The 24,804-nt window shown below is 73.0% G+C and carries 24 protein-coding genes; 10 read left to right on the top strand and 14 right to left on the bottom strand.

The features are described from left to right. Positions 1–52: 52 nt before the first annotated feature. Entirely contained in the window at positions 53–2,752 is a 2,700-nt protein-coding gene (gene polA / locus RM555_RS22420; protein WP_311413589.1) for a DNA polymerase I, read from the top strand. Between the two features lie 121 nt (positions 2,753–2,873). On the opposite strand, the gene RM555_RS22415 is transcribed toward polA, so the two are convergent. The 6 genes from RM555_RS22415 to RM555_RS22390 all read right to left on the bottom strand — a co-directional run bounded on the left by RM555_RS22415 (position 2,874) and on the right by RM555_RS22390 (position 6,183). Next, positions 2,874–3,239 (bottom strand): MerR family transcriptional regulator, encoded by a 366-nt coding sequence (locus tag RM555_RS22415; RefSeq protein WP_311413627.1) that lies wholly within the window; start codon positions 3,237–3,239, stop codon positions 2,874–2,876. A gap of 77 nt (positions 3,240–3,316) precedes the next feature. Continuing rightward, positions 3,317–4,066 carry an SDR family NAD(P)-dependent oxidoreductase gene (locus tag RM555_RS22410; protein WP_311413588.1) on the bottom strand — a complete coding sequence of 250 codons (750 nt, stop codon included), beginning with the start codon at positions 4,064–4,066 and terminating at the stop codon, positions 3,317–3,319. 50 nt (positions 4,067–4,116) lie between these two features. Further along, positions 4,117–4,467 (bottom strand): DUF3140 domain-containing protein, encoded by a 351-nt coding sequence (locus RM555_RS22405; RefSeq protein WP_311413587.1) that lies wholly within the window; start codon positions 4,465–4,467, stop codon positions 4,117–4,119. Further along, positions 4,454–4,675, bottom strand: a complete 222-nt coding sequence (locus tag RM555_RS22400) for a hypervirulence associated TUDOR domain-containing protein (RefSeq protein ID WP_311413586.1) — start codon at positions 4,673–4,675, stop codon at positions 4,454–4,456. The genes RM555_RS22405 and RM555_RS22400 overlap by 14 nt, the downstream gene beginning before the upstream one ends. 47 nt (positions 4,676–4,722) lie before the next feature. Further along, on the bottom strand, positions 4,723–5,325 hold the full coding sequence (locus tag RM555_RS22395; RefSeq protein WP_311413585.1) for a Uma2 family endonuclease: 603 nt from the start codon (positions 5,323–5,325) through the stop codon (positions 4,723–4,725). A 54-nt stretch (positions 5,326–5,379) separates the two neighbouring features. Beyond that, positions 5,380–6,183 carry a class I SAM-dependent methyltransferase gene (locus RM555_RS22390; protein WP_311413584.1) on the bottom strand — a complete coding sequence of 268 codons (804 nt, stop codon included), beginning with the start codon at positions 6,181–6,183 and terminating at the stop codon, positions 5,380–5,382. A 296-nt stretch (positions 6,184–6,479) separates the two neighbouring features. Between RM555_RS22390 and rpsA the strand changes: the two genes are divergently transcribed. Further along, a complete protein-coding gene (gene rpsA / locus RM555_RS22385) occupies positions 6,480–8,075 on the top strand; it encodes a 30S ribosomal protein S1 (RefSeq protein WP_151455503.1) in 1,596 nt (531 codons plus the stop codon). Positions 8,076–8,170: 95 nt separating this feature from the next. Here the strand turns inward: rpsA and RM555_RS22380 are convergent, their stop codons facing one another. Beyond that, the gene (locus RM555_RS22380; protein WP_311413583.1) at positions 8,171–8,800 is read right to left on the bottom strand and encodes a GyrI-like domain-containing protein; all 630 of its coding nucleotides are present in this window, start codon (positions 8,798–8,800) and stop codon (positions 8,171–8,173) included. Further along, positions 8,793–9,317 carry a PadR family transcriptional regulator gene (locus tag RM555_RS22375; RefSeq protein ID WP_311413582.1) on the bottom strand — a complete coding sequence of 175 codons (525 nt, stop codon included), beginning with the start codon at positions 9,315–9,317 and terminating at the stop codon, positions 8,793–8,795. The genes RM555_RS22380 and RM555_RS22375 overlap by 8 nt, the downstream gene beginning before the upstream one ends. Positions 9,318–9,411: 94 nt before the next feature. On the opposite strand from RM555_RS22375, the gene coaE reads away from it, so the two are divergent. Beyond that, positions 9,412–10,593, top strand: coding sequence for a dephospho-CoA kinase (gene coaE, locus RM555_RS22370; RefSeq protein WP_311413581.1), 1,182 nt, complete (start codon positions 9,412–9,414; stop codon positions 10,591–10,593). A 4-nt stretch (positions 10,594–10,597) separates the two neighbouring features. Here the strand turns inward: coaE and RM555_RS22365 are convergent, their stop codons facing one another. Next, positions 10,598–12,049: a hypothetical protein gene (locus tag RM555_RS22365; RefSeq protein ID WP_311413580.1), complete on the bottom strand. Its 1,452-nt coding sequence runs from the start codon at positions 12,047–12,049 to the stop codon at positions 10,598–10,600. A 299-nt stretch (positions 12,050–12,348) separates the two neighbouring features. Here RM555_RS22365 and uvrB point away from each other — a divergent pair, with 299 nt between their 5' ends. The 3 genes from uvrB (at position 12,349) to RM555_RS22350 (ending at position 16,280) form a co-directional block, all read left to right on the top strand. After that, a complete protein-coding gene (gene uvrB / locus RM555_RS22360) occupies positions 12,349–14,457 on the top strand; it encodes an excinuclease ABC subunit UvrB (RefSeq protein ID WP_311413579.1) in 2,109 nt (702 codons plus the stop codon). Between the two features lie 136 nt (positions 14,458–14,593). Further along, a complete protein-coding gene (locus tag RM555_RS22355) occupies positions 14,594–15,505 on the top strand; it encodes a helix-turn-helix domain-containing protein (RefSeq protein ID WP_311413578.1) in 912 nt (303 codons plus the stop codon). 436 nt (positions 15,506–15,941) lie between these two features. Then, positions 15,942–16,280, top strand: a complete 339-nt coding sequence (locus RM555_RS22350) for an SH3 domain-containing protein (RefSeq protein ID WP_311413577.1) — start codon at positions 15,942–15,944, stop codon at positions 16,278–16,280. Between the two features lie 184 nt (positions 16,281–16,464). Here the strand turns inward: RM555_RS22350 and RM555_RS22345 are convergent, their stop codons facing one another. After that, the gene (locus RM555_RS22345) at positions 16,465–17,223 is read right to left on the bottom strand and encodes an SDR family oxidoreductase (RefSeq protein WP_311413576.1); all 759 of its coding nucleotides are present in this window, start codon (positions 17,221–17,223) and stop codon (positions 16,465–16,467) included. Positions 17,224–17,359: 136 nt separating this feature from the next. Continuing rightward, the gene (locus RM555_RS22340; protein ID WP_132240368.1) at positions 17,360–17,653 is read right to left on the bottom strand and encodes an antibiotic biosynthesis monooxygenase family protein; all 294 of its coding nucleotides are present in this window, start codon (positions 17,651–17,653) and stop codon (positions 17,360–17,362) included. Between the two features lie 99 nt (positions 17,654–17,752). On the opposite strand from RM555_RS22340, the gene pnuC reads away from it, so the two are divergent. From pnuC to RM555_RS22325, 3 genes are all read left to right on the top strand, one after another. Next, positions 17,753–18,406 (top strand): nicotinamide riboside transporter PnuC, encoded by a 654-nt coding sequence (gene pnuC, locus RM555_RS22335; RefSeq protein ID WP_311413575.1) that lies wholly within the window; start codon positions 17,753–17,755, stop codon positions 18,404–18,406. After that, entirely contained in the window at positions 18,403–19,530 is a 1,128-nt protein-coding gene (locus tag RM555_RS22330) for an AAA family ATPase (protein ID WP_311413574.1), read from the top strand. The genes pnuC and RM555_RS22330 overlap by 4 nt, the downstream gene beginning before the upstream one ends. A gap of 343 nt (positions 19,531–19,873) precedes the next feature. Beyond that, positions 19,874–20,875 carry a TerC family protein gene (locus RM555_RS22325; protein ID WP_311413573.1) on the top strand — a complete coding sequence of 334 codons (1,002 nt, stop codon included), beginning with the start codon at positions 19,874–19,876 and terminating at the stop codon, positions 20,873–20,875. A 64-nt stretch (positions 20,876–20,939) separates the two neighbouring features. On the opposite strand, the gene RM555_RS22320 is transcribed toward RM555_RS22325, so the two are convergent. After that, positions 20,940–21,857, bottom strand: coding sequence for a C40 family peptidase (locus RM555_RS22320; RefSeq protein WP_311413572.1), 918 nt, complete (start codon positions 21,855–21,857; stop codon positions 20,940–20,942). A gap of 58 nt (positions 21,858–21,915) precedes the next feature. After that, entirely contained in the window at positions 21,916–23,013 is a 1,098-nt protein-coding gene (locus RM555_RS22315; protein ID WP_311413571.1) for a mandelate racemase/muconate lactonizing enzyme family protein, read from the bottom strand. 102 nt (positions 23,014–23,115) lie between these two features. Here RM555_RS22315 and RM555_RS22310 point away from each other — a divergent pair, with 102 nt between their 5' ends. After that, positions 23,116–23,913, top strand: coding sequence for a tyrosine-protein phosphatase (locus RM555_RS22310; RefSeq protein ID WP_311413626.1), 798 nt, complete (start codon positions 23,116–23,118; stop codon positions 23,911–23,913). Positions 23,914–23,917: 4 nt separating this feature from the next. On the opposite strand, the gene RM555_RS22305 is transcribed toward RM555_RS22310, so the two are convergent. Then, entirely contained in the window at positions 23,918–24,778 is an 861-nt protein-coding gene (locus RM555_RS22305) for a serine hydrolase (protein WP_311413570.1), read from the bottom strand. Between the last annotated feature and the right edge of the window lie 26 nt (positions 24,779–24,804).

The following is a 24,804-nucleotide window of genomic DNA, read 5'->3' as shown; positions in this document are numbered from 1 at the left end:
GCGTCCGTGCCGGTGTCCCGGAGTGTCGGAGCGGGCGGCTAGAGTCGCTGCCGTGACAGCTACGACGCCGCGCCTGCTTCTCGTCGACGGACATTCCATGGCATACCGGGCGTTCTTCGCCCTGCCCGTGGAGAACTTCTCCACCACGACGGGGCAGCCGACCAACGCCGTCTACGGCTTCACGTCCATGCTGATCAACGTGCTGCGCGACGAGCAGCCCACGCACATCGTGGTCGCCTTCGACGTCTCCCGCCGCTCCTTCCGCACCGAGAAATACGCGGAATACAAGGCCGGCCGCAGCGAGACCCCGACCGACTTCAAGGGCCAAGTGAGCCTGGTCAAGGAGGTCCTCGCGGCGCTGCGCATCCCGGTGGTGGAGAAGGAGGGCTTCGAGGCCGACGACATCATCGCCACCCTCGCCTGCCAGGCCCGCGACCAGGGCATGTCGGTCCTGATCAGCAGCGGCGACCGCGACGCGTTCCAGCTCGTCGGCGAGAACGTCACCGTGCTCTACCCGCGCAAGGGCGTCTCCGACCTGGCCCGGATGGACCCGGCGGCGATCGAGGCGAAGTACGGCGTCCCCCCGGAGCGCTACCGCGACCTGGCCGCCCTGGTCGGCGAGACCAGCGACAACCTGCCCGGCGTGCCCGGCGTCGGCCCGAAGACCGCCGCGAAGTGGATCAACACCTACGGCGGGGTCGACGGCGTCGTCGCGCGCGCCGACGAGATCAAGGGCAAGGCCGGCGACAGCCTGCGCGAGCGGCTCGCCGACGTGATCCGCAACTACGAGATCAACTGTCTCGTCTCCGACCTGGAACTGCCGCTGCGCCCCGAGGACGCGCGGTGGGAGGGGTGGGACCGCGAGGCTGTCCACCAGGTCTTCGACACCCTCGAGTTCCGCATCCTGCGCGACCGGCTCTACCAGTACCTGGAGGCGGTGGAGCCGGAGGCCGAGTCCGGGTTCGACCTGACCGGCGAGGTGCTCACCGAGCCCGGGGCGCTCGCCGGGTGGCTGGAGACGCACGCGCCGGCCGACACCCCGGTGGGCGTGGCGGCCAAGCTCGACACGGGCCCCAACCGCCGGCACACCGCCTCGGTGACCGGGCTGGCGCTGGCCACCGCCGGCGGCGCGGCGGCCTGGTGCGATCCCGCCACCCTGGAGCCGACCGACGAGGCGGCCCTGGCGGCCTGGCTGGCCGACGCCGGGCGGCCCAAGGTGCTGCACGACAGCAAGCCGGCGGTGCTGGCGTTCGCCGCGCACGGCTGGCGCCTGGAGGGCATCCTCCGCGACACCCAGATCGCCGCCTACCTGGCCCGCCCCGACCAGCGCTCCTACGACCTGACCGGCCTGGCCCTGCGCTACCTGCACCGCGAGCTGCGGGTCGACGCCCCGGAGACCGGCCAGCTCACCCTGGAGGGGCTCGGCAACGACGGCGAGGCGGAGCAGAACCTCATGCTCCAGGCCCGCGCCACCCTCGACCTGGCCGACGCGATCGACGCCGAGCTGTCCCGCGACGGTGAGCAGTCGGCACGGCTGATGGCCGGGGTGGAGCTGCCGCTGATGCGGGTGCTCGCCGGCATGGAACGCACCGGCATCGCCGCCGACACGCACTACCTCTCGGAGTTGGAGTCGCACTTCGCCGCCGAGGTGAAGGCCGCCGCCCAGGGGGCCTACGAGTCGGTCGGCCGGGAGTTCAACCTCGGCTCGCCGAAGCAGTTGCAGGAGATCCTCTTCGGCGAGCTGGGCCTGCCCAAGACCAAGAAGATCAAGACCGGCTACACCACCGACGCCGACGCCCTCCAGTGGCTGCACGCGCAGAACCCGCACCCGGTGCTGGCCCACCTGCTGCGCCACCGCGACGTGGCGAAGCTCAAGACGACCGTCGACGGGCTGCTCAAGTCGGTCTCCGACGACGGTCGCATCCACACCACGTTCAACCAGACGGTGGCGGCCACGGGGCGGCTCTCCTCCACCGAGCCCAACCTGCAGAACATCCCGATCCGCACCGAGGAGGGGCGCCGGATCCGGCGCGCCTTCGTGGTGGGGGAGGGCTACGAGTGCCTGCTCACCGCCGACTACAGCCAGATCGAGATGCGGATCATGGCGCACCTGTCGTCGGACGAGGCGCTCATCGACGCGTTCAACTCCGGTGCCGACTTCCACGCCGCCACCGCCTCGTCGGTCTTCGAGGTGCCGGTCGGCGAGGTCACCGCCGACCAGCGGCGCAAGATCAAGGCGATGAACTACGGCCTGGCGTACGGGCTGAGCGCGTTCGGCCTCTCCCAGCAGCTCGGGATCACCGCCGAGGAGGCGCGCGGGCTGATGGAGAACTACTTCGCCGGTTTCGGGGGCGTGCGCGACTACCTCCAGGAGGTCGTCGCCCGCGCCCGGCACGACGGCTACACCTCCACCATCCTGGGCCGCCGCCGCTACCTGCCCGACCTGGTCAGCGACAACCGGCAGCGCCGGGAGATGGCGGAGCGGATGGCGCTCAACGCCCCCATCCAGGGTTCGGCGGCCGACATCATCAAGGTCGCCATGCTGCACGTCGACACGGCGCTGCGCGAGGCGGGCCTGCGCTCGCGGATGCTGCTCCAGGTGCACGACGAGCTGGTCTTCGAGGTCGCCCCGGGCGAACGGGAGACCCTGGAGGCGCTGGTGCGGCGGGAGATGGGCGGGGCGCACCCGCTGTCGGTGCCACTGGAGGTCTCCGTCGGCGAGGGCCGGGACTGGAACAGCGCCGACCACTGACGGTCGCCGCCCCGCCCCGCGCCGGCACCGGGCCCTGCCGGGGGAGGGCGGCAGGACCGCGTCGCCGTCGAACAGTGGGCGACGGCGTGGTCGGGGCAGGGGTGGCGGGCCCGCCTCGTCGTCAGGCGTCTGGGACGGCCGTGCCCGCCGCGCGCAGGGCCGCCGCCAGCCGGTCGCGTACCGCCGTCTGCGCCGCGATGCGGGCGTCGAGCACCGCGAGCCGGTCCAGGGCGACCCGGACGCCGGCCGGCGCGGGCGGGGCGGCGGCCACGTCCCCGTCCAGGCAGGGCAGGAACGTCCGCACGTCGTCCAGCGTCAGGCCGGCGGCCAGCAGGTGACGGATGTTGCGCACCCGGCCCACCGACCGCTCGTCGTAGATCCGGTAGCCGTTGTGGGCGCGCCGGGAGTCGAGCAGCCCGTGCCGCTCGTAGTGCCGCAGCGCGCGCGGGGAGGCGCCGGTGGCCTCCGCCAGCTCGCCGATCAGCATGGTCCGCACCTCCGGGCACCGTTCTACCAGGCCGCCAGGTGCCGTCGGCACTTCTACGGGGCCGGCCGGCGGTGCCGTCACGCGATCACGGCACCACCGTCGACCGGCAGCACGACGCCGGTGACGAAGCCGGCCGCCGGGTCGGCGAGGCGCAGGATCGCCCACGCCACCTCCTCGGGACGCCCGACGCGTCCCAGCGGCGTCCGCGCCACCTGCCACCGGCGGACGTCGGCCTGCTGCTGCGGCGTCAGCCCCTGGTGCGCGCCGAGCGGGGTGTCGACGGCGCCGGGTGCCACCGCCACCACCCTGATTCCGGATGGCGCGAGCTCCACCGCCCAGCTGCGGGTCAGCGAGTCCAGGGCGGACTTCCCGGCCGCGTACAGCGAACTGCCCGGCCAGGCCCGCGACCCGACCGACGTGGTGACGTTGACGACGACGCCCCGGCTGTCGGTCAGCGCCGGCACCGCCGCCCGGGTGAGCAGGAGCGGCGCCACCAGGTTCGTCGCCAGGTGGCGCGCGACGGTCTCGGGGGCGAGCGAACCGAGCGGACCGCCGCCGGCGACGCCCGCGTTGTTGACCAGCACGTCGAGGCGGCCGTGCCGCTGCGTGGCGGTGCCGACGATCAGCTCCGCGGCGCCGGGGGCGGTGACGTCGGCGACCAGCGGTTCGATGCCGGGGTGACCGGCGGCGGTCTCCGCCAGGGGCGCGGCCCGTCGGCCCACCGCCACGACGTACGCCCCCTGGGCGCTGAACCCACGGGCGGTGGCCCGTCCGATCCCGGTGCCCGCACCGGTGACGACGACGATCCTGCGTTGCGCTCGACTCATGGTGCGGATCGTCGGACCCTGCCGTCAGTGGCAGGGTCAAGCGGCCGGGCTCAGCGCTTCAGGGGGTCGTGGCCCCAGTTCATCAGGGACCAGCGCCACTTCGTGTCGCGGACGTCGCCGGAGGGGCGCTGCGCCATGTGCCGGCGGACGTAGCCGACGACCTTGCGCATGTGCCGGTAGTCGCCCTCGGAGAGCTCGGCACGCTTGCGCCGCAGCAGCTCGATGATCTTGCGGCCCGACTCGTGCCCGACCGACTCGCCGCCGCCGGAGCGCCCACCCTTGTGCCAGCCGACCTGCTTCGACTCGTCGGTCTCCAGCCACGTCGACAGCTCGGCCGGCTTCATGTTCACCGCCTCGGTGAACTCCCGGTAGGTGTCCCGTCCCTCGTCAGCCCTGCTCATGGCGCAGCACCTCCGGTCGGTGTGCGACGTCCCGTCCCGAGTCGTCGTTGCGGATCCGGTACTGCGGGTCGTCCGGTGACGCGTTCACGGCGTGCCCGCGTACGTGCGTCCGTTCGGTGATCTTCTCCTTGACCACGCCGTACGCCCGGCCGCTGTGGCTGGCCCAGGAGACGTGGTCGCCGCTGCGGAACTCGCTCTGCTCGGCCATGCGACGCGGGTACCCGGCGTCGATGCCCCGAAACGACGGCCCGCGGGCTACGGCGTGACGTCGGCGATCGGCAGCTTGATCTCGAATGGTTCGACCATCTCGATCAGCTCCGCGCTGTCGGCGATCAGTTCGTACTGTCGCTCACCGCCCGGCCCGAGCCGATCGCCCCGCCGGTAGGCGTAGAGGTGGATGGGGTCCTGTTCGATCCGCCAGTAGAAGGGGATGCCTGCGGCGGCGTACTCGCCGGGCTTGGCGAACCGGTCGGTGCGGCGGGTGCCGGGCGACACCACCTCGACCGCGAGGATGACGTCGTCCGGCATGAGCAGCGACCGGTCGGCGGTCACCTCCGTCCGGCACAGCAGCACGTCCGGCTGCCGGCTGGTGTTCGCATTGAGGGCCACGCCGACGGCTTGTGTGGCACGCAGGTGTGCGGGGCAGTGGGTTCGTAGCCACAGCCAGAGCAGGCTGGAAATGTCCTGGTGGCCCAGGGTGGGGGAGGGTGTCACCTGGATGACTCCGTCGACGAGTTCGACGCGGGGGGCGTCGTCCGGCAGGTTGAGCAGGTCCTCCAGCGTGTAGTCGGCACGCTGCTGCCGGATCGGGTCCGGACACCATGGGCCAGGTGGTGTCGCGATCGGTTCGGCGCTCACCGGCTCAGCGTAACCCCGCCGGCCGTGGCGGACGTCGCACCGGCTGTCCGTCGCTCAGGCAGGTCTCTCGGCGACGAAAATGGCGGTGCCGGGGAAGAGGCGGCCGCGCAGCGGGCTCCACTGCCCCCAGATCCCCTCGTGCCCCTCGGGCCACTCCGGTTCCACCAGGTCGAGCAGGCGGAACCCGGCACCCACGAGCTCGCGGATCCGGTCGCCGAGCGTGCGGTGCTGCTCGACGTAGGTGGCGTCGCCGGCCTCGTCCTGCTCCACGTAGGGGGAGCGGTCGAAGTACGAGTGCACGGCGGTCAGCCCGCCCTCGCCGGGGTCGTCGAGGAAGATCCACCGCATCGGGTGGGTCACCGAGAACACCCACCGGCCGCCGGGGCGCAGCACCCGGAACACCTCGCGCATGACCGCCGCCGAGTCGGCCACGAACGGGACCGCCCCGAACGCCGTGCAGGCCGTGTCGAACGCGGCGTCGGCGAAGGGCAGCGCCAGCGCGTCGGCCTGCACCAGCGGCACGCGTACGCCGGTGCGTCCGGCCGCCAGCGCGGCGTGCCGCAGCATGCCGGCGGAGAGGTCCAGGGCGACCGGCCGGGCCCCCCGGGTGGCGAGCCACCGCGCGGCGGCGGCGGCCCCGCAGCCGAGTTCCAGCACCCGCCGTCCGGCCAGGTCACCCAGCAGCCGTACGTCGGCCTCCCGCACGCCCTCCGGACACCAGACGAAGTCCAGGTCGCCGAGGAAACGGCCGTGCTCGGCCTGGTAGTCGTCGGCGTCGGCGTCCCACCAGCGGCGGTTCGCCCGGCGGGCCTCGGCGTTGCCGACCCGGCGCCGGGTCACCCGGCTGTCGTCATCCACCCGCCCACGCTAGCCCCGCACGCGCCGTGCGCCGGGCGACCCCCGGAGTGCGGGGTACGGCGTCCGGCGCTACCGTTCACCGTGATGCCCCTGTGACGGACGCGACACCTGCGACGCCTTCCTGCCGATATCTCCGCTTTCGCAGCTGACGAGGCGGCGAGAGGATGGGAGGGCTTGCACGCTGTGGTAATGCAGCGGGTAGGCTAGATGATGCGCTCGCGGATCGTGTGCCTCGGCAGGGAGCAGGTGCGCGGTCTCCGGGACCACTGGCGGAGCCACATCCATGATCTCACGCGATGATCTTTCGGTGTGCCCGGCGACGGATCCGCTGGCGCGAACAGGTCACCGCGACACACCAGCCTGCTGTGACACACCATCCGACCGGAGCAACCGCCCACATGACGAGCAGCATCGAGGCCCCCTCGAGCGCCACCCGGGTCACCCACGACGATCTCGGTTCCGAGGAGGCTTTCCTCGCCGCGATCGACGAGACCATCAAGTACTTCAACGACGGCGACATTGTCGAAGGCACCGTCGTCAAGGTCGATCGGGACGAGGTCCTGCTCGACATCGGCTACAAGACCGAGGGTGTCATCCCCTCTCGGGAGTTGTCGATCAAGCACGACGTGGACCCGGCCGAGGTCGTTTCGGTTGGTGACCACATCGAGGCCCTGGTCCTCCAGAAGGAGGACAAGGAGGGTCGTCTGATCCTCTCCAAGAAGCGGGCGCAGTACGAGCGGGCCTGGGGCACCATCGAGAAGATCAAGGACGAGGACGGGGTCGTCCGCGGCTCGGTCATCGAGGTGGTCAAGGGCGGCCTCATCCTCGACATCGGGCTGCGGGGCTTCCTGCCCGCCTCCCTGGTCGAGATGCGTCGGGTGCGCGACCTGCAGCCGTACGTCGGGCGCGAGCTCGAAGCCAAGATCATCGAGCTGGACAAGAACCGCAACAACGTGGTCCTGTCCCGCCGGGCCTGGCTGGAGCAGACGCAGTCCGAGGTGCGCACCGAGTTCCTCAACAAGCTGCAGAAGGGCCAGGTCCGCAAGGGCGTCGTGTCCTCGATCGTCAACTTCGGCGCGTTCGTCGACCTGGGCGGCGTGGACGGCCTCGTGCACGTCTCCGAGCTGTCCTGGAAGCACATCGACCACCCGTCCGAGGTCGTCGAGGTGGGCCAGGAGGTCGAGGTCGAGGTCCTGGACGTCGACCTGGACCGCGAGCGGGTCTCGCTGTCGCTGAAGGCGACGCAGGAGGACCCGTGGCGTCAGTTCGCCCGCACCCACGCGATCCAGCAGATCGTGCCGGGTAAGGTCACCAAGCTGGTGCCGTTCGGCGCCTTCGTCCGGGTGGACGACGGCATCGAGGGCCTGGTCCACATCTCCGAGCTGGCCGAGCGCCACGTGGAGATCCCGGAGCAGGTCGTCCAGGTCGGCTCCGAGGTCATGGTCAAGGTCATCGACATCGACCTGGAGCGCCGCCGGATCTCGCTGTCGCTCAAGCAGGCCAACGAGGGCTTCGTCGAGGGCGAGGAGCACTTCGACCCGACCCTCTACGGCATGGCCGCGACGTACGACACCGAGGGCAACTACATCTACCCGGAGGGCTTCGACCCGGAGACGGGCGAGTGGCTCGAGGGGTACGACAAGCAGCGCGAGACCTGGGAGAACCAGTACGCCGAGGCGCGTCAGCGCTGGGAGGCCCACACCAAGCAGGTGCAGACCTCCCGGGCCGCCGACGCCGAGGCGGCTGCCAACCCGGCTCCGCCCGTCACCGGTGGTGGCACCACCACCTCGACCAGCGCGGCCCCGAGCCGTCAGGCCGAGGAGCCGGCCGGCACCCTGGCCACCGACGAGGCGCTCGCCGCTCTGCGGGAGAAGCTCGCCGGCGGCAAGTGACCCGCTGAACGACGACGGGCCCCGTCCCCGCGATCGCGAGATCGCCGGGGGCGGGGCTCCCGTCTTTCCCCGCAGCCGCTCCGTCCTCGCCGCGCCTACGCACTCGATGCGGGGGCGACCGGTTGCCTCAGGATGGTGCGTTGCCGCTCCGGCGCGACCCGGCGGAAGTCGCTGAGGTAGATCTCGTGGTGTCTGCCCACCATCCGCAGCCCGTTGCCCGGGACGAACTCATCGTGCAGCCGCGCCAGCACCTCGGCCTCGTCGTCGAAGGAACCGACGTGCAGCGTCTGCACGCACCGCCCCTCGGACAGCGTCGCCAGGCGGACGTCGTCGAGACGCGCCGGGCGGTTCCTGGCCCCCACCTGCTCGACGGCGGCGGTGAACAGGTCCTGGCCGATCCAGTCCGGGACCATGATCATCAGCGTCCACTCCCACCGTGCCTTGTCGCGCCGGGCGGTGAACGAGTCCATGTCCTCGGCCCACCACAGGCCCTCCAGGGGCGGGACGACGTAGTCACGGCCGAGGTCCCGCCTGCTGGCGAACTTCAGCTTGTAGGCCACCGGGTAGAGGGCCTCGATGGCGCCGGTGAACGCCGGTGCGCCATTCGGGTCGCCGTGGCCGTCGACCATGAGGTACCGCGTGTCGGGCACGTCCACGATCCGGAACTGCCCGCGCCCGGCCTGATAGGCGTCGAGCGTCTTCTTGAAGTCGGTCTTGTCAGTCATCAGGCACCTGGGCTCGGGCGGCGAGCCACTGCCTTTCCGCCTCCAGGAGGCTCAGCGAGTACGAGAAGACCTCCCGCGCCGGGTGCGGGAGGGGGGCCTGCGCCTGCTGCGCCGACCGGAGCGACTCGATGCGGGCCTCGACCCCCGCCAGCCGGGTGCGCAGCGCCTGCGCGTACTCCCGGTCGGAGAGCAGGGGCAGGTTGGCGATGCCGACGAGAAGCGGGTGCCGGACCGGCTGCGGTTGCTCGATGAGCGCCAGCGCGGTGCGCGCCGCGGCCGCCCGGCCCTCGGCGGTGGCGTGGAACACCTGGCGGGACTTCGGGGCGGCGGGAGCCTCGGGTACGTGGACCAGGCCGCGCCTGTCCAGCTTGGCGAGCAGGTAGTAGATCGAGGAGAACCCGACGTCGGACCACTGCCGGATGCCGCGTCGCGCGATCACCTGCTCCAGGTCGTAGCCGTGCCGTGGGCGTTCGATGAGCAGGCCCAGCACGGTCAGCTCGGCGGTGGTCAGCTCCACGGGCCCTATCCTAGTACTAGAATAGGGCCCAGGGGGACCGGTCCGGGATGCCCCCGGTGCCGGCGGCGCGGTGATGATCCGGTTGACTGGTGCCGTGCTGAAGGTGGGACTGACCGGAGGAATCGGGTCCGGCAAGAGCGCCGTGGCGAGGCGACTGACCGAGTGCGGCGCGGTGCTGATCGACTCCGACCGGGTGGCCCGGGAGGTGGTCGCGCCGGGCACGGAGGGGCTGGCCGAGATCGTCGCCGCCTTCTCCGAGCGGGTCCTCGACGCCGACGGCGCCCTCGACCGGGCGGCGCTGGGCGCGCTGGTGTTCGCCGACGAGGCGGCGCGCCGCCGGCTGGAGGCGATCACCCATCCCCGCGTACGGGCCCGCGCCGCCGAGCTGGCCGCCGCGGCGGCACCCGACGCGATCGTGGTCAACGACGTGCCGCTGCTGGTGGAGGTGGGGCTCGCGCCCACGTACCACCTGGTGGTCGTGGTGCAGACGGAGGTGGCCACCCGGTTGGCGCGGCTGGCCCGCGACCGGGGGATGGACCGGGCGGAGGCCGAGCGGCGGATCGCCGCACAGGCCGACGACGCCCGGCGGCGGGGCGCGGCGGACGTGCTGCTGACCAACGACGGCAGCCTCGACGACCTGCACGCGGCCGTCGACGCGCTGTGGCGCGAGCGGCTGCGGCCCTACGAGGCGAACCTGCGCGAGCAGCGGGCGGCCCCCTCGGAGCACGTCGTCCTGACGGAGGCCGACCCGACCTGGCCGCAGCAGTACGCGCGGCTGGCCGCCCGGATCCGGCACGCGCTCGCCCCCGCCGACCTGCGTATCGACCACATCGGCTCGACCGCGGTCCCGGGGCTCGCCGCCAGGGACGTGATCGACATCCAGCTCACCGTCCCGACCCTCGCCGACGCGGACGGACCGCTGGCCGAGCGGCTCACGGAGGCGGGCTTCCCGCGCCTGCCCGGCGAGTGGTGGGACGACCCCCGCCCGCCCGGCAGCGGCCGGTGGGAGAAGCGGCTGCACGGCAGCGCCGACCCGGGCCGCCCCGTGCACCTGCACATCCGCCCGGCCGACGCGCCCGGCTGGCGGTACGCGCTGCTGATGCGCGACCACCTGCGCGCCGACCCGGACCAGCGGTCGGCCTACCTGGCGCTGAAGCGGGAGCTGGCGGCATCCGCCCCGGACAGCGCCACCTGGACCACCGCGAAGGACCCGTGGTTCGACGAGGAACACCTGCGCGCCGAGCAGTGGGCGGCGCAGACCGGCTGGCGTCCCTGACCGGTCAGCGGCCCCCGGCCGGGGGCCGGGGCGGTGGGACGAGCCGGGGCACCGTGGTGGGCGTCAGGTCGAGCTGGGCCCAGGCGCCGGTGCGGGTGCGCAGCTCCAGGCGGCGCAGCGCGCCGGACCGGTCGATCCAGTAGCGCAGCAGCCCCCGGGACGTGCGCAGCTCGACCACGTCGACGGTCTTCCCGGCGACGGTGTCGCCGCGCACCCGAAGGGGGGCGCCCCGCCTGTCGGGCGATCGAGCGGCCCGCAGCGCCGCGTCGAGCAGCAGGCCCAGGTCGCCCGCGCGCCGCGGGTCGGCCCCCCAGCCCCGGGCGGGCGGCGGCAGCGGCGGCCGGCCGGGCGCTTCCGCGGTGCCCGGGACCGTCGCGGCCGGCACCTCCGCCCGGCGCACGCCGGCGCCGTCGACGCGCAGCAGCGTCCGGCGCCCCGGCTCGGCGAGGTCGGCGACGGTCAGGTACGCGGCCCGCCCGCTCCAGCTCACCCAGCCGGCTCCGCGCAGGTTCGTGGCGGCGGCGACGGGCGCGGTCAGGGTCACGGCGGCGCCGCCACCCGCGCGCAGCCGGGCGGGCAGCCGGTCCAGCCGGCCCCGCTCGGCGGCGGTGAGGGCGCGGGGCTGCCCGGGACGGCCGCCGAGGGCGTCGACCGGCCGCAGCGTGGGCCGGTCGGCCCGGTTCAGCTGCACGGTCACCGGGCCGACGCCGGCCAGCCCGGTCTCCAGCCGGTGCAGCCGCGCGTCGTGGTCGAGCCAGTAGCGGGGGAGCACGTCCGGGGCCGGGACGCCGGGGCCGGGCGGCGGTGCCTGGAGGATGTCGACCGGCGCCGCCCCGACCGTGGCCCCACCGATCCGGCGCGCGGCGTCGACCGGCGGCTCCGGACGGTCGGAGGCGAGGCGGAAGAGCAGGTCGAGCACGGCGGCCAGCCCCTGCCCGGCGGGTGGGGCGTGCAGCCGCCAGCGGTCCGCCGGCGGCACCAGCGGGGGCGGCGCGGGGGTCGGCACCGCCGTCGGGTCGGGGCGCAGCAGGACCACCGTCGGGGTGGCCTGGAGCAGCCCGCGCGCGGCGCCCGCGCCGGGCCCGCCGACGTCGAGGTAGACCAGCGGCCGGGACCAGTCGACCCAGCCGACCAGTTCGGTACGCGCCGCGCCGGTGCCCGCGGTCACGCGTACCCCGGCCCGCAGGTCCCGGTAGTTGGTGACCCGCATCGCGGCCAGTCGCTCGCGCTCGTCGCCCGTCAGCGCCCTCGGCTGCTCCGGCCGCGCGGGCGCCCAGCTCGCCAGCCCCACGACCAGCGCGGCGGCGGAGAGCACGGCCATGGCCGCGAGCACCAGCAGGACGGTACGCCGGCGGCCGGTCACCACCCGTGGGATGCCGCCGGTGTGCGCGTCGTCGTGCGTCGGCGGGCCCTGCGGCGGGGCAGGCGGGCCGGAACGGGCGGCGGAGGTCTCCACGGGAGGTTGAACGGGATTCACCCCCGTGGGGTGACGAGCAGGGGCGCTCGCGGCGGCCGGTCAGCGCCTCACGCGCGACCACGTCGGGTGCGCACGCCGGGAGTGCCGGGTGCTGCGACCCCTGTGCCGGGGGCGGGCCGGCCGTGACGGCCTGGCCACCTGCCCGGTCGGCCGCCGCGAGCGGCCTACACGGAGAGCGTAGTCCGGTGAGATGCGCCACACAATGCGAATATCGAAGCCGATCACGGACCGGGCGTAGTCGCGCCGCGGTGTCGGACCCCCGGCGTACCGTTGGGGTCATGGCGCTCGACATTCCCCGGCTCGACGGCCGTTTCCAGGTCATCAGCGAGTTCCAGCCGGCCGGCGACCAGCCGGCGGCCATCGACGACCTGGAGCGTCGGGTCCGCCGCGGCGACCGCAACACCGTGCTGCTCGGCGCGACCGGCACCGGCAAGAGCGCCACCACCGCGTGGCTGATCGAGCGGGTGCAACGGCCCACGCTGGTGCTGGCCCCCAACAAGACGCTCTGCGCGCAGCTGGCCAAGGAGTTCAGCGAGCTGCTGCCGCACAACGCCGTCGAATACTTCGTCTCCTACTACGACTACTACCAGCCCGAGGCCTACATCCCGCAGACCGACACCTACATCGAGAAGGACTCCTCGATCAACGAGGAGGTCGAGCGGCTGCGGCACTCGGCGACCATGTCGCTGCTCACCCGCCGCGACGTGATCGTGGTGGCCACCGTCTCGGCGATCTACGGCCTGGGCACCCCGGAGGAATACCTCGACCGCGCGGTGCGGGTCGCGGTCGGGCAGGAGCTGGACCGTGACCAGCTGCTGCGCCGGCTGGTCGACATCCAGTACACGCGCAACGACATGGCCTTCAACCGGGGCACCTTCCGGGTCCGCGGCGACACGCTGGAGATCATCCCGGCCTACGAGGAACTGGCCGTGCGGATCGAGCTCTTCGGCGACGAGGTGGAGAAGCTCTACTACCTCAACCCCCTCACCGGCGACGTGGTCAAGGAGGTCGACGGGTTGGTCATCTTCCCGGCCACCCACTACGCGGCCGGGCCGGAGCGGATGGAGCGGGCGATCCGCGACATCGAGGCCGAGCTGGCCGAGCGGCTGGCCGAGCTGGAGCGGCAGGGCAAGCTGCTGGAGGCGCAGCGGCTGCGGATGCGCACCACCTACGACATCGAGATGATGCGCCAGGTCGGGTTCTGCTCCGGCATCGAGAACTACTCGATGCACATGGACGGCCGGCTGCCGGGCAGTCCGCCGCACTGCCTGCTCGACTACTTCCCGGACGACTTCCTGACGGTCGTCGACGAGTCGCACGTGACCATCCCGCAGATCGGCGGCATGTACGAGGGCGACGCGTCCCGCAAGCGGATGCTGATCGACCACGGCTTCCGGCTGCCCAGCGCCGCCGACAACCGGCCGCTGCGCTTCGACGAGTTCCTGGAGCGGGTGGGCCAGATGGTCTTTCTCTCCGCGACGCCCGGCCCGTGGGAGCTGGAGCAGGCCCAGGGCGAGTTCGTCGAGCAGGTGATCCGGCCCACCGGCCTGATCGACCCGGAGGTCGTCGTCAAGCCCACCAAGGGCCAGATCGACGACCTCATGCACGAGATCAAGCTGCGCACCGAGCGCGACGAGCGGGTGCTGGTCACCACGCTGACCAAGAAGATGGCCGAGGACCTGTCCGACTACCTCCTGGAGAACGGCATCCGGGTGCGCTACCTGCACTCCGAGGTCGACACGCTGCGCCGCGTGGAGCTGCTGCGGGAGCTGCGCAAGGGCGACTACGACGTGCTGGTCGGCATCAACCTGCTCCGGGAGGGTCTCGACCTGCCGGAGGTGTCGCTGGTCGCCATCCTCGACGCCGACAAGGAGGGCTTCCTGCGCAGCGGCCGGTCGCTGATCCAGACCATCGGCCGGGCGGCGCGCAACGTCTCCGGTCAGGTGCACATGTACGCCGACAAGATCACTCCGTCGATGGCCGAGGCGATCGGGGAGACCAACCGGCGGCGGGACAAGCAGATCGCGCACAACGAGGCGCACGGCATCAGTCCCGAGCCGCTGCGCAAGAAGATCCACGACATTCTCGACGACATCTACCGCGAGGCGGAGGACACCGAGAACAGCCGCGTCGGCGGAGCCGTACGGCAGCTCTCCCGGGGCAAGGCGCCGGTCAAGGAGACCCGCAGCCGCGCCCGGACCGGCGGCGCCGGGCCCGCGCGGGAGGGGATGGCCCGGGCCGAGTTGGCCCAGCTCATCCAGGAGCTCAACGACCAGATGCTGGCCGCGGCCCGGGAACTCCAGTTCGAGCTGGCCGCCCGGATCCGCGACGAGGTCGCCGACCTCAAGAAGGAGCTGCGCGGCATGGACGCCGCCGGGGTGAAGTGAGCGGCCCGGGCCCCGCCTGACCCGGTCGGCGGGGCGGGCCGACCCACGACGACCTGGCCTCTGATTGCGGTACGCGAGCAAGCTATTGCGCTGAGTGATCGTCCTGCCCTACTCTCCCTCGGTGGGGAGGCTGGGGATGCCGTTGCCAACGAGTCCGGTCATTCGTCGCGCCCGGCTGGGCGCCGAGTTGCGTCAGCTGCGCCGGCGGGAGGCGCTGACCCTGGAACAGGTCTGCGACCGGCTGGGTTGGGCCTCCACCTCGAAGCTGTCCCGCATCGAGTTGGGGCAGAGCCGGCCGGACCTGGCCGACGTGCTCGACCTGCTCGACGTCTACGAGGTGCCGCCGCCGCAGCGCGACGCGCTCATCGTCATCGCCCGCGACGCCGCCACCAGCCGGGGCTGGTGGAAGGCGCTGGGGGAGATGGGCGAGCGGCAGCGCACCTACGCCGAACTGGAGGCGGGCGCGGCGAGCATCGTGGAGTACCAGCCGGCCGTCGTGCCCGGCCTGCTCCAATCGCCCGGGTACGCCCGCCAGCGCGTCGAGGCCGGCCGGCTGCTGTACCCCGAGGTCAACGTCGAGGCCGACATCCGGGCCCGGCTGATGCGTCAGGACGTGCTGCGCCGCGCCGATCCGCCCCGCTACACCGCGCTGCTCGACGAGCGGGTCTGTGACCAGGGAGACGTGTCGCCCGAGGTGTGGCGGGAGCAGATGGCGCACCTGGTCGCGTTGGCCGACCTGCCGCACGTGACGGTCCGGGTGGTGCCCTGTGCCGCCGCGCCGCGCGCCGGGCTGCATCCACTGACCGGCTACTCCAGCTACGTGTTCCCCGACCCGGCTGATCCGCGCACGGTCATGCTGGAGACCCTGACCTCCGACCTGCGGTTGGTCTCCGAGGCCGACGTCAGCCGCTACGAGCGGATGAGCGACTGGCTGGCGTCGGTGGCCCTCGGCGGTGACGAGACGCTGGCGCTGCTGCGGGACCGCGCGGCCGGGTCGGCCAACGGCCGCCACGAGTCAGACCGGGCTGTCTCCCCGCAGGGCGGCTGAGATGACTTCCGGAGAACGCCCGTTGAGGCCTGGCGCGAGCAGTTGACTCGATGGAATAGGCCATGGTCGCGCCGACCGGTGGAGTCGGGAATCGCAGGTTGTTTTCGCTTCGCCTGACGCTTGCCGAAAGGCGGGACGGTGCCCTCGACGGGCTTCGTCGGCGCTCGGTTCGACATGGTGTTGAGGATTCTTGCTGATTGTCGGCAGGGGGCGACCTGCGATAGCGGGAATCCCGGTGGATCTGTGGTCGGGGCGAGGAGTCATCTTTTTCGGCCTCGCCGGCGGCCCCTACCGCAGGAATCGATCGAAATCAATATTGACCTGATCCTGTCAAAGTCATAGGTTTCTTGTGTCCGGAAACACCGGCGCACCCACAGGAAGCGGGGGCTAGATGAGGTCTGTAATCAATAGGGCGACCCTGGCGAAGGTCGCGGTCGTGGTCACCGCCGCCACCAGCGTCGCCGTGGTGAGCGGTGGGCCGGCGTCCGCCAGTTGCAGCCACGGTTACGTGGACAAGGAGCTGACGAGCGGGCAGGTGATCGGCGCCGGTACGACCGGTCTGGCAGTGCGTACCGGCCCGCACCTCTCCTGCGGCTTGGTGGGGCGGGTTCCTACCGGCCACTGGGTGACCTACCTGTGCCACGTCTATGGCGATGTCGTGAATTCGACCAACCGTTGGGTTCGGATCCACTACAACAACGGCGGGTCCACGTCCATCGATGGCTGGGCGGCGGAGGATTACCTCAGCGACGCGTCGGTCTCCGGCTGCGGTTAGGAACACCTCGCAGGCGGTCGATTGGCACGAATAACGCCACGGCTTGAGATCGCGGGATGACGAAGGCCTCCGGTTGTGCAGTGGAGCCGACAAGGATCCGCTCCGGCAATCCGGAGGCCTTCATCATGCGCGCCTGTCAGGGCGACGGGCTGCGCCGAATTGTCGCGGGCGGCTGAGCCAGGGCTCACAGGTGGCGGCGGAAGCCGCCCTCCGAGTCGATCACCTGGCCGGTGATCCAGTCGGCGTCGGACGAGCAGAGGAACCGCACCAGCCGGGCGGCGTCCTGCGGCGTGCCCCAGCGTCCGCTCGGAAAGAGCTTGGCGACCTCGGCGTACGCCTCCGGCGAGGCGTATCCGGTGTCCGTCGGGCCCGGGTGGACGCAGTTGACGGTGATGCCCCGTGGCATCAGCAGCGGGGAGAGCTGGAAGGTCGCGTTCTCCACCGCCGCCTTGCTGACCGCGTAGGCGAGGGTCTGCGGCATCGGGCCGAGGCGCTGGCCGGTGGAGAAGAGCACCAGCCGGCCACCCGATCCGGCGGTGAACGCCTCGGCGAACGCTTCGGCGAGCAGCAGCGTGGCCCGCACGTTGACCAGCAGGTGCCGGTCGATCTCGGCCGGATCCAGCGCGCCGAACGGCGTGTCGGTGCAGTAGGCGTGCACGGCGACCACCGCGTCGAGCCGGCCGTGCCGGCGTAGCGCCTCGGCGACCAGGCCGGCGGGCGCGGCCGGGTCGAGCAGGTCGGCGCGGACGTGTCCGGCGTCGCCCAGCTCGCCCAGCAGGGCCGGCACGCCCTCGGGATCGCCGCCGTAGGGCTGGGCGTCGTCGAACTCAGGCAGGCCGGTGAGCAGCAGCCGCCAGCCGTCCGCCGCGAGTGTGCGGGCGACCGCCGCGCCGATGCCGATCCGACGACTCACGCCCGTCACGAGGGCCACCCGTTGCGTCATGGTGGGCAGTCAACCGGCGTCGGCGACCGGGCGCCAGCGGATATCTTCGCGCGGCAACCGGGCCCGGCGCCCCCGAGCCCGTCGGGACCGGCGGCCGACGCGTGCACGGCGCAGCCTAGGGCAGGGGTACGACAGCTCAGGCCGGCACGTCCACGAAGTGCTCGACCAGCGGCGGGTTGGCGAAGTACGGGCCGATCAGCGCCCGCCACTGCGCGAAGCGCTCGGTGGCGCGGAAGTTGTCGTTGTGCGCCTCGACGGAGTCCCACTCCACCAGCAGCACGAACCGGCTCGGGGACTCGACGCCCCGGGTCATCCGCACCGACCGGCAGCCGGGCGTGCCGGCGAGCACCGGATGCCCCTTGGCGTACGCGGCGGCGAACTCGTCCTCGTGTCCCGGCAGTACGTCGATGAGCGCGACCTCAAGCACCATGCCCGGAGCCTTTCACGCCGCCGTGCGGGCCGGACGCCGCGGGGGCCTGTTCCCGCAGGCCGGGCGGATCTAGGGTGGGCGCGCGGAAAGGGGAGGCGAATGATCGACTGGCTGACCGGTACGGCGTTCACCGTGGCCGGCACCGGCACCACCTGGGCGGAGCTGCTGGGCTTCGCCACCGGGGTGCTCAACGTCTGGCTGGTGGCCCGGCAGCGGATCGCCAACTGGCCGGTCGGCATCGCCAACGTGCTGCTGCTGATGCTGCTGTTCTGGACGGCCGGCCTCTACGCCGACGCCGGCCTCCAGGTCGTCTACGTCGGCCTGGGCCTGTACGGCTGGTGGGCGTGGCTGTACGGCGGCGAGCGGCGCACCCGGCTCACGGTCGGCCGGACGGGCCGCCGGGAGTGGTGGGCGCTGGCGGCGGCGGGCGTCGTGCTGACCGGCGGGCTCTGGGCGCTGCTGGACGGGGCCACCGACTCCACCGTGCCGCTGCCGGACGCGCTGACCACCGCGCTGTCGCTGCTGGCGACGTACGGGCAGACCCGCAAGCGGGTGGAGAGCTGGTGGCTGTGGATCGCCGCTGACCTGATCTACATCCCGCTCTACGCCTACAAGGGCCTGTACCTCACCGCGGCCCTCTACGTGATCTTCCTCGGGCTCTGCGTGCTCGGGCTGCGCGAGTGGCGGGCGGACCTGCGGCGCGGCGCCGCCCCGACCCCGGTGCCCCCGGGCCCGGCCCCGGCGGCGGCGTGACCGGGGCGGCCACCGGCCGAACGCCGGCGGAAGGCGTCGGCACCGGGCCGGCGGCGCCGGAGTTCCGGCACGCGATGGTGGTGGGCAAGTTCTATCCGCCGCACGCGGGCCACCACGCGCTGATCGAGGCCGCCGCCGCCCGCTGCGCGGCCGTCACCGTGGTGGTGGCACCGTCCCGCCGGGAGTCGATCCCGCTCGCGCTGCGGCTGGACTGGCTGCGTGAGGTCCACGCGGCCACCCCGTGGGTCCGTTTCGTGGGCCGGTACGACGACCATCCGGTGGACTACGCCGACCCGGCGGTCTGGGACCTGCACTGCGCGGTGTTCCGCGAGGCGCTGGGCGGGGCGCCGGTGGACGCCGTCTTCTCCTCCGAGGCGTACGGCGAGGAGCTGGCCCGGCGGTTCGACGCGGTGTCGGTCTGCGTGGATCCGGGGCGGCGCGGCGTGCCCGTGTCGGGGACGGCGGTGCGCGCGGACCCGGCGGGCCACTGGGACCGGCTCAGCGCGCCGGTGCGGGCGTGGTTCGTCCGGCGGGTGGTGGTCGTCGGTGCGGAGTCGACCGGCACCACCACGATGGCCGCCGCCCTCGCCGCGCACTACGGCAACCGCTGGGTCCCGGAGTACGGCCGGGAGCTGACCGCGCGGAAGCTGGCCCGGCTGCGCGGGCGGGATCCGGCGGCCACGGTCTTCGACGTGGTGTGGGACCGCGACGACTTCGCCGAGGTGGTCCGGGAGCAGCAGGCGGCGGAGGACGCCGCGGCGCGCTCGTGCGGCCCGCTGTTGTTCTGCGACACGGACGCGCGGGCCACCGCCGTCTGGGAGGAGCGGTACCTGGGGTCGACGTCGGCGCGGGTGCGCGCGACGGCCCGGCGTCCCGCGCTGTACCTGCTGACCGACCACGTCGGGGTGCCCTTCGACGACGACGGGCTGCGCGACGGCGAGCACCTGCGGGCGTGGATGACGGGGCGGTTCCGGGCGGAACTGGCCGGCTGCGGGGTGCCGGTGGTCGAGCTGGCCGGCCCGCACCGGCGGCGGCTGGCCCGGGCGGTGGCCGCCTGCGACAAGGTGCTGGCGGCGGGCTGGTCGCTCGCCGATCCGCTGGTCGCGCCCGATTCGGAGCACTAGCCTCCTAGGACGCTCTACGGATGGTGCGGCCGGTCTCGATGCCCGCCGCCGACCGGCATCGATGCGTCGGGGTGGGAAAGGACACTCACGACCCGGGATGCGGCCACTGGCGGCGGTGGGCCAGAATGACGGGCGAGGAGGGGAGTATTCCCCCGCGACGGAGTCGTCAGCACGGTCGAGCGCCGATCCCTGGACGCACGACCCGGCCCGTCGGTCGCCGCCCCCTCGGGGACGGCGACGGAAGAGACCTCCGACAGTCACCAGAGTCAGCGTCGCCGGCACACCGCGTCCACCGAGGGCGTACGGTGTGCCCGTCGTTGCGTGTCTGCCGGAGGAATGAACCTTGGACGTGTCCGGACTGGTCTGGGTGGGGACGCTCGTCGCCCTGACCGGGATCCTGCTCGTGGATCTGCTGATCGTCGGTCGGCGACCGCACGAGCCCAGCGTGCGTGAGTCGAGCCTCTGGGTCGGCTTCTACGTCGCCCTGGCCCTGATCTTCGGCGCCGGCCTCTGGCTGACCTCCGGGGCCAGCGCGGCCGGGCAGTTCTACACCGGCTGGCTGACGGAATACAGCCTCTCCGTCGACAACCTGTTCGTCTTCGTGATCATCATGGCGCGGTTCGGGGTGCCCCGGCAGTACCAGCAGAAGGTGCTGCTCATCGGCATCGTGCTGGCGCTGGTCATGCGGGGCGGCTTCATCGCGGCCGGCGCGGCGCTGATCTCCCAGTTCTCCTTCGTGTTCTACATCTTCGGCGCGTTCCTGATCTACACCGCGATCAACCTCGCCCGGCAGGGCGAGCCCGACGAGGACGAGTTCTCCGAGAACCTGCTGATCCGGTGGAGCCGCAAGGCACTGCCGATCTCCCGGGACTACGACGGCGCCAGGCTGACCACCCACACGATGAAGGGCAAGCGGATCTTCACCCCGATGCTGATCGTCATGATCGCCATCGGCACCACCGACCTGATCTTCGCGCTCGACTCGATTCCGGCGATCTTCGGCATCACCCAGGAGCCGTACCTGGTCTTCACCGCCAACGTCTTCGCGCTGATGGGCCTGCGGCAGCTCTACTTCCTGCTCGGTGGCCTGCTCAACCGCCTGATCTACCTCAGCTACGGCCTGGCCGTGGTGCTCGGCTTCATCGGCGTCAAGCTGGTGCTGGAGGCCCTCGCGGACAACAAGCTGCCCTTCATCAACGGCGGCGAGCACGTCTCCTGGGCCCCGCACATCCCGATCTGGCTCTCACTGACGATCATCCTCGGCACCCTCGCGGTGGCCACCGTGGCCAGCCTGGTCAAGTCCTCCCGCGACCGGCGGCGGGTGCTGACCGACGCCCGCCACTGAGGCGTACGCGACGCGACGAGAGGGGGCGCCCCGGTGGGGCGCCCCCTCTCGTGTCGTACGCGGGTCAGACGCGGTGCACGCCGACCAGGGTGGCGGTGCGCTCGTCGGGCAGCCGCTCCTCCAGCACGCGGCGCCGCAGGTAGCAGGCGTGCAGCATCCGCCGGTCGTCGCCGGGGCGCGGGTCGGCGGTGACGATCCCGATGTGGTGGATCCTGCGCCCGGGGCGGGCGAAGAAGTAGAGGTCGCCGGGGCGTTCCGCGCCCAGCGGCACCGGCGTGGTCACCGTCGCCTGGTCGCTGGCGTCGCGCGGCAGCAGCACGCCGAGCCGCCGCCAGGCCAGGTGGACCAGGCCGGAGCAGTCGATGCCGTACGCCGACACCCCGCCCCAGATGTAGACGACGTCGACCAGGCGCTGCGCGACGGCCAGCACCTCTTCGGCCGACGGAGGCGTGGTGGGCACCGGCACCGCGTCGCCGGCGGGCAGCCAGAGCGGCGCGGAGTGGCCCGGCGCGTGCACCGGCTGCCAGCCGTCGACCGCCGGCCCGGCCGGGATCAGCCGGGTGCCCAGGATCACCCCGGAGAGCAGCTCGGCGCCCCCCGGCGCGTCACGCAGCGCGGTGACGGTGGCGTCGACCACGAGCGGGTCCGCCTCGGGGTCGCCGGCCACGGGGGCGAGCTGCTCGGTGGGCAGCCAGCCGGGGTAGCCGCGCGGGTGCAGCCGGGGGGCCGGCTGCTCGACCGCCACCACGTGGGCCCAGCCGTCCGGGCGCAGTTCAGTGACCAGCACCCGCTCGCCGAGCAGCAGTTGGCTCAGTACGCAGTCGCCGACCTGCTGGTCGGTGTCCATGCCGGAGATCCAGGCGGCGATGTCCGTACGCGCGGCCAGGGCGGGGCCGTCGACGGGGCGTACCGCCTCGGGGCAGCTCCAGAGGGTCGCGACCGCGACCCGGACCACGGCCTCCCGGCCCGGTTGCAGCTCCACGTCCACCCCCAGCTCGCGCCCAATGTCCCCGCGACCATATGAAAGTTTTCGACGAGCATCAACCAGCAGTCTGCATCTTTACTTCAGTCACGGAGCTGATGCCCAGCCCCGGCGCGTCCGGCAGCACGACTGTCGCGCCGTCGTACCGCAGGCCGCCGCGCACCGGCGACCAGGCCAGCCACCAGGCGGCGTCCAGGTCGGCCACCGCGGTGGTGCCGTAGGCGCCCACCAGGCTCGCGGCGGCGCCGATGCCCACCTGGCTCTCCATCATCGACCCGACGACGGTGCCGAGGCCGTGCGCGGCGGCGAGGTCGAGCAGCGTCCGGGCCGGATGCAGGCCGCCGCACTTGGCGAGCTTGACGTTGACCATGTCGGCGGCCCGGCGGCGGATCACCTCGACCAGGTCTCGGACGCCGAAGACCGACTCGTCGGCGAGGATCGGCACGTCCACCCGGTCGCTGACCCAGGCCAGCCCGTCCAGGTCCCAGCGGGCGACCGGCTGCTCGACCAGTTCCACGTCCAGCCCGGCGTCCTCGACGCCCCGGATCACCCGGACCGCCTCGCGCGGGGTCCAGCCCTGGTTGGCGTCCAGTCGGATGCGGACCCCGTCGCCGACGGCGGAGCGCACCGCGCGGACCCGCTCCAGGTCGCCGGCCGCGTCGGTGCCCACCTTCAGCTTGAGCACGCCGAAGCCCTCCGCCCGCCGCTGCCGGGCCGCCGCCGCCAGGTCCACCGCGTCGCCCGCGGCGAGCGTGACGTCCGTGGGCACCCGCAGGGCGGTGCCCCCGAGCAGCCGCACCAGCGGTACGCCGAGCCGCCGCGCGGCCAGGTCGTGCAGCGCGACGTCGACGGCCGCCTTGGCCGCCTCGTTGCCGACGACCGCCCGTTGCACCTCGGTGCAGCGGGCCACCAGGTCGTCGGCGTCGCGGCCGGTGAGCGCCGGGCCGATCAGCTCGCGCACGCACGCCTCGGAACCGGCGACCGACGCCCCGGTGACCTGCCACACCTGCGGCGCCTCGCCGAAGCCGGACCGGCCGTCGGCATCGACCACCTCCACCACCAGGGTCTCCACCGTGGTGGTGCGGCGCAGCGCGGTCACGAACGGCGTGTGCAGGGGCGCAGAGAGCCGGTGGGTGCGTACCGCGGCGATCGTCATGTGCGGCACCCTATACGGGCACGGGCAGGCGAAGGGGAGGCCGGCATGAGCGAGCGGAGTGAGCGAATCATCGGGCGCGGGGCGGTGGTGCCCCGTGCCGGCATGAGCGGGCGGGACTGGGAACTCGTGGGCGCGCCGAACGCGCGGGACCTCGGCGGCCTGGTCGGCGCCGACGGCCGGAGGGTGCGCCCGGGGGCGCTGATCCGCACGCCGGCGCTGGGTCGGCTGACCGACGAGGACCTGCCGGTGCTGGCCAAGCTCGGACCGGCCTGTGTGGTCGACCTGCGGGACCACTCGGAGACGGCGGTCGCCCCGCCGGACCGGCTGACCGGCCAGCCGCGGGTGGTGCACCTGCCGGTGCACGACGCCGAGCACCCCGTCTTCACGTACGTCTCGGCGGTGCTGCTCGGGCACGACCTGGGCGCGTACGCGGGCCTGGCGGAGGAGGGCACGCCGGCGGCGATGGCGGCGATCTACCGCTGGTTCGTCAGCGGGGAGTCGGCGCGGGCCAACTTCGGCACGGCGGTGCGGCTGGCGGCCCGGGCGGAGAACCTGCCGCTGGTCTACCACTGCTCGGCGGGGAAGGACCGCACGGGCTGGTTGACGGTGCTGCTGCTCAGCGCGCTCGGCGTGGACGAGGCGGCGATCCGGGCGGACTACCTGGCCAACAACCGGCTGACCGAGAGCCTGCGGGAGGTCCTGCTGGAGGCGATGCGGCGGCGGATGCCGGAACTGGACGTCGAGGCGGTGCGCCCGGTGCTGGAGGTGCGCGAGGAGTACCTGGACGCCGCGTACGCGGAGGTGCGCCGGGTGCACGGGTCGTTCGGGGCGTACCTGCGCGACGGGCTCGGCGTGACCGACGACGTGGTGACGGCGCTGCGGACACACCTGTTGGAGTGAGGCCTCAGGTCAGGTCGTGCCGCGCGGCCCAGGCGGCGGCGGACACCCGCGCGATCAGGCGGCAGGCGTCGTCGTCCTCCTCGCCGCTGGGGCCGCCGTCGGCGAGGTCGGTGGTGGTGCAGACGACGACGGCGTACGGCGGCGCGTCGTCGGGGAAGACCACCCCGGCGCCGTGCCGCACACCGCGCACCCAGCCGTTCTTGTGCGCGATGCGGGTGCCCTCGGGCAGGCCGGCGGCCAGGTCCTCCCGGTGTTCCTGGGCGAACAGCACGTCGAGCATGGCGGCGCAGCCGGCCGGCGAGGCCAGCGGGCCCGGGGTCTCCGCGCCGGCGGCCAGCGCACCGAGCAACGCGGCGAGGTCGGCGGCGGTGACGAGGTTGGTGACGCCCGCCTCGCGGGCCGCGAAGTCCTCGATGCCCCGGCCGGTGACGCTGTGCCGGGCCCCGGCGAGGTCCCACACCCGTGCCACCGCCGGCAGTCCGACGTGGCCGATGACGAGGTTGGTGGCGAGGTTGCTGGAGCGGACGATCATGCGGTGGGCGAGCCAGCGCAGTGTCGCCTCGGCGCCGACGCGCTCCCAGACCGCCTCGTCGTTGTCGTAGTGCCGCGCGCAGGAGAACCGGGGCGTGCCGGGCAGCGCCGAGTCGAACTCGTTGCGGACCGGCACCGGGGCGTCCAGGTCGAGGGCGCCGGCCTCGGCGGCGCGGTGCAGCGCGACGAGCACCGCCGCCTTCATGGTGCTGGCCGCGTAGTGGGTCGCGTCGGCGTGCCGGGTCCAGGTGGGGGTGGCGCCGACCCGCCCCACGTACGCCGACACCGTGCCGGGCACCCCGTCCAGATGGGCGTCGAGCTCGTCCCAGGTCATGCGGCTGACCGTAACGGATCGCCGAC

Source organism: Micromonospora reichwaldensis, from assembly GCF_031845925.1.
In the GTDB taxonomy this organism is placed as follows: domain Bacteria; phylum Actinomycetota; class Actinomycetes; order Mycobacteriales; family Micromonosporaceae; genus Micromonospora; species Micromonospora reichwaldensis.
This window is presented reverse-complemented; position numbering and strand designations above follow the sequence as displayed.

What these genes read in the sequence shown, in the direction of transcription:
- RM555_RS22355 (WP_311413578.1), top strand. Translation starts at nt 14,594, where the DNA reads ATGCCGTTGCCAACGAGTCCGGTCATTCGTCGCGCCCGGCTGGGCGCC.
- uvrB (WP_311413579.1), top strand. Translation starts at nt 12,349, where the DNA reads ATGGCGCTCGACATTCCCCGGCTCGACGGCCGTTTCCAGGTCATCAGC.
- RM555_RS22345 (WP_311413576.1), bottom strand. Translation starts at nt 17,223, where the DNA reads ATGACGCAACGGGTGGCCCTCGTGACGGGCGTGAGTCGTCGGATCGGC.
- RM555_RS22315 (WP_311413571.1), bottom strand. Translation starts at nt 23,013, where the DNA reads ATGACGATCGCCGCGGTACGCACCCACCGGCTCTCTGCGCCCCTGCAC.
- RM555_RS22405 (WP_311413587.1), bottom strand. Translation starts at nt 4,467, where the DNA reads ATGAGCAGGGCTGACGAGGGACGGGACACCTACCGGGAGTTCACCGAG.
- RM555_RS22305 (WP_311413570.1), bottom strand. Translation starts at nt 24,778, where the DNA reads ATGACCTGGGACGAGCTCGACGCCCATCTGGACGGGGTGCCCGGCACG.
- RM555_RS22415 (WP_311413627.1), bottom strand. Translation starts at nt 3,239, where the DNA reads ATGCTGATCGGCGAGCTGGCGGAGGCCACCGGCGCCTCCCCGCGCGCG.
- rpsA (WP_151455503.1), top strand. Translation starts at nt 6,480, where the DNA reads ATGATCTTTCGGTGTGCCCGGCGACGGATCCGCTGGCGCGAACAGGTC.
- RM555_RS22340 (WP_132240368.1), bottom strand. Translation starts at nt 17,653, where the DNA reads ATGGTGCTTGAGGTCGCGCTCATCGACGTACTGCCGGGACACGAGGAC.
- pnuC (WP_311413575.1), top strand. Translation starts at nt 17,753, where the DNA reads ATGATCGACTGGCTGACCGGTACGGCGTTCACCGTGGCCGGCACCGGC.
- RM555_RS22400 (WP_311413586.1), bottom strand. Translation starts at nt 4,675, where the DNA reads ATGGCCGAGCAGAGCGAGTTCCGCAGCGGCGACCACGTCTCCTGGGCC.
- RM555_RS22310 (WP_311413626.1), top strand. Translation starts at nt 23,116, where the DNA reads ATGAGCGGGCGGGACTGGGAACTCGTGGGCGCGCCGAACGCGCGGGAC.
- RM555_RS22380 (WP_311413583.1), bottom strand. Translation starts at nt 8,800, where the DNA reads ATGACTGACAAGACCGACTTCAAGAAGACGCTCGACGCCTATCAGGCC.
- RM555_RS22410 (WP_311413588.1), bottom strand. Translation starts at nt 4,066, where the DNA reads ATGAGTCGAGCGCAACGCAGGATCGTCGTCGTCACCGGTGCGGGCACC.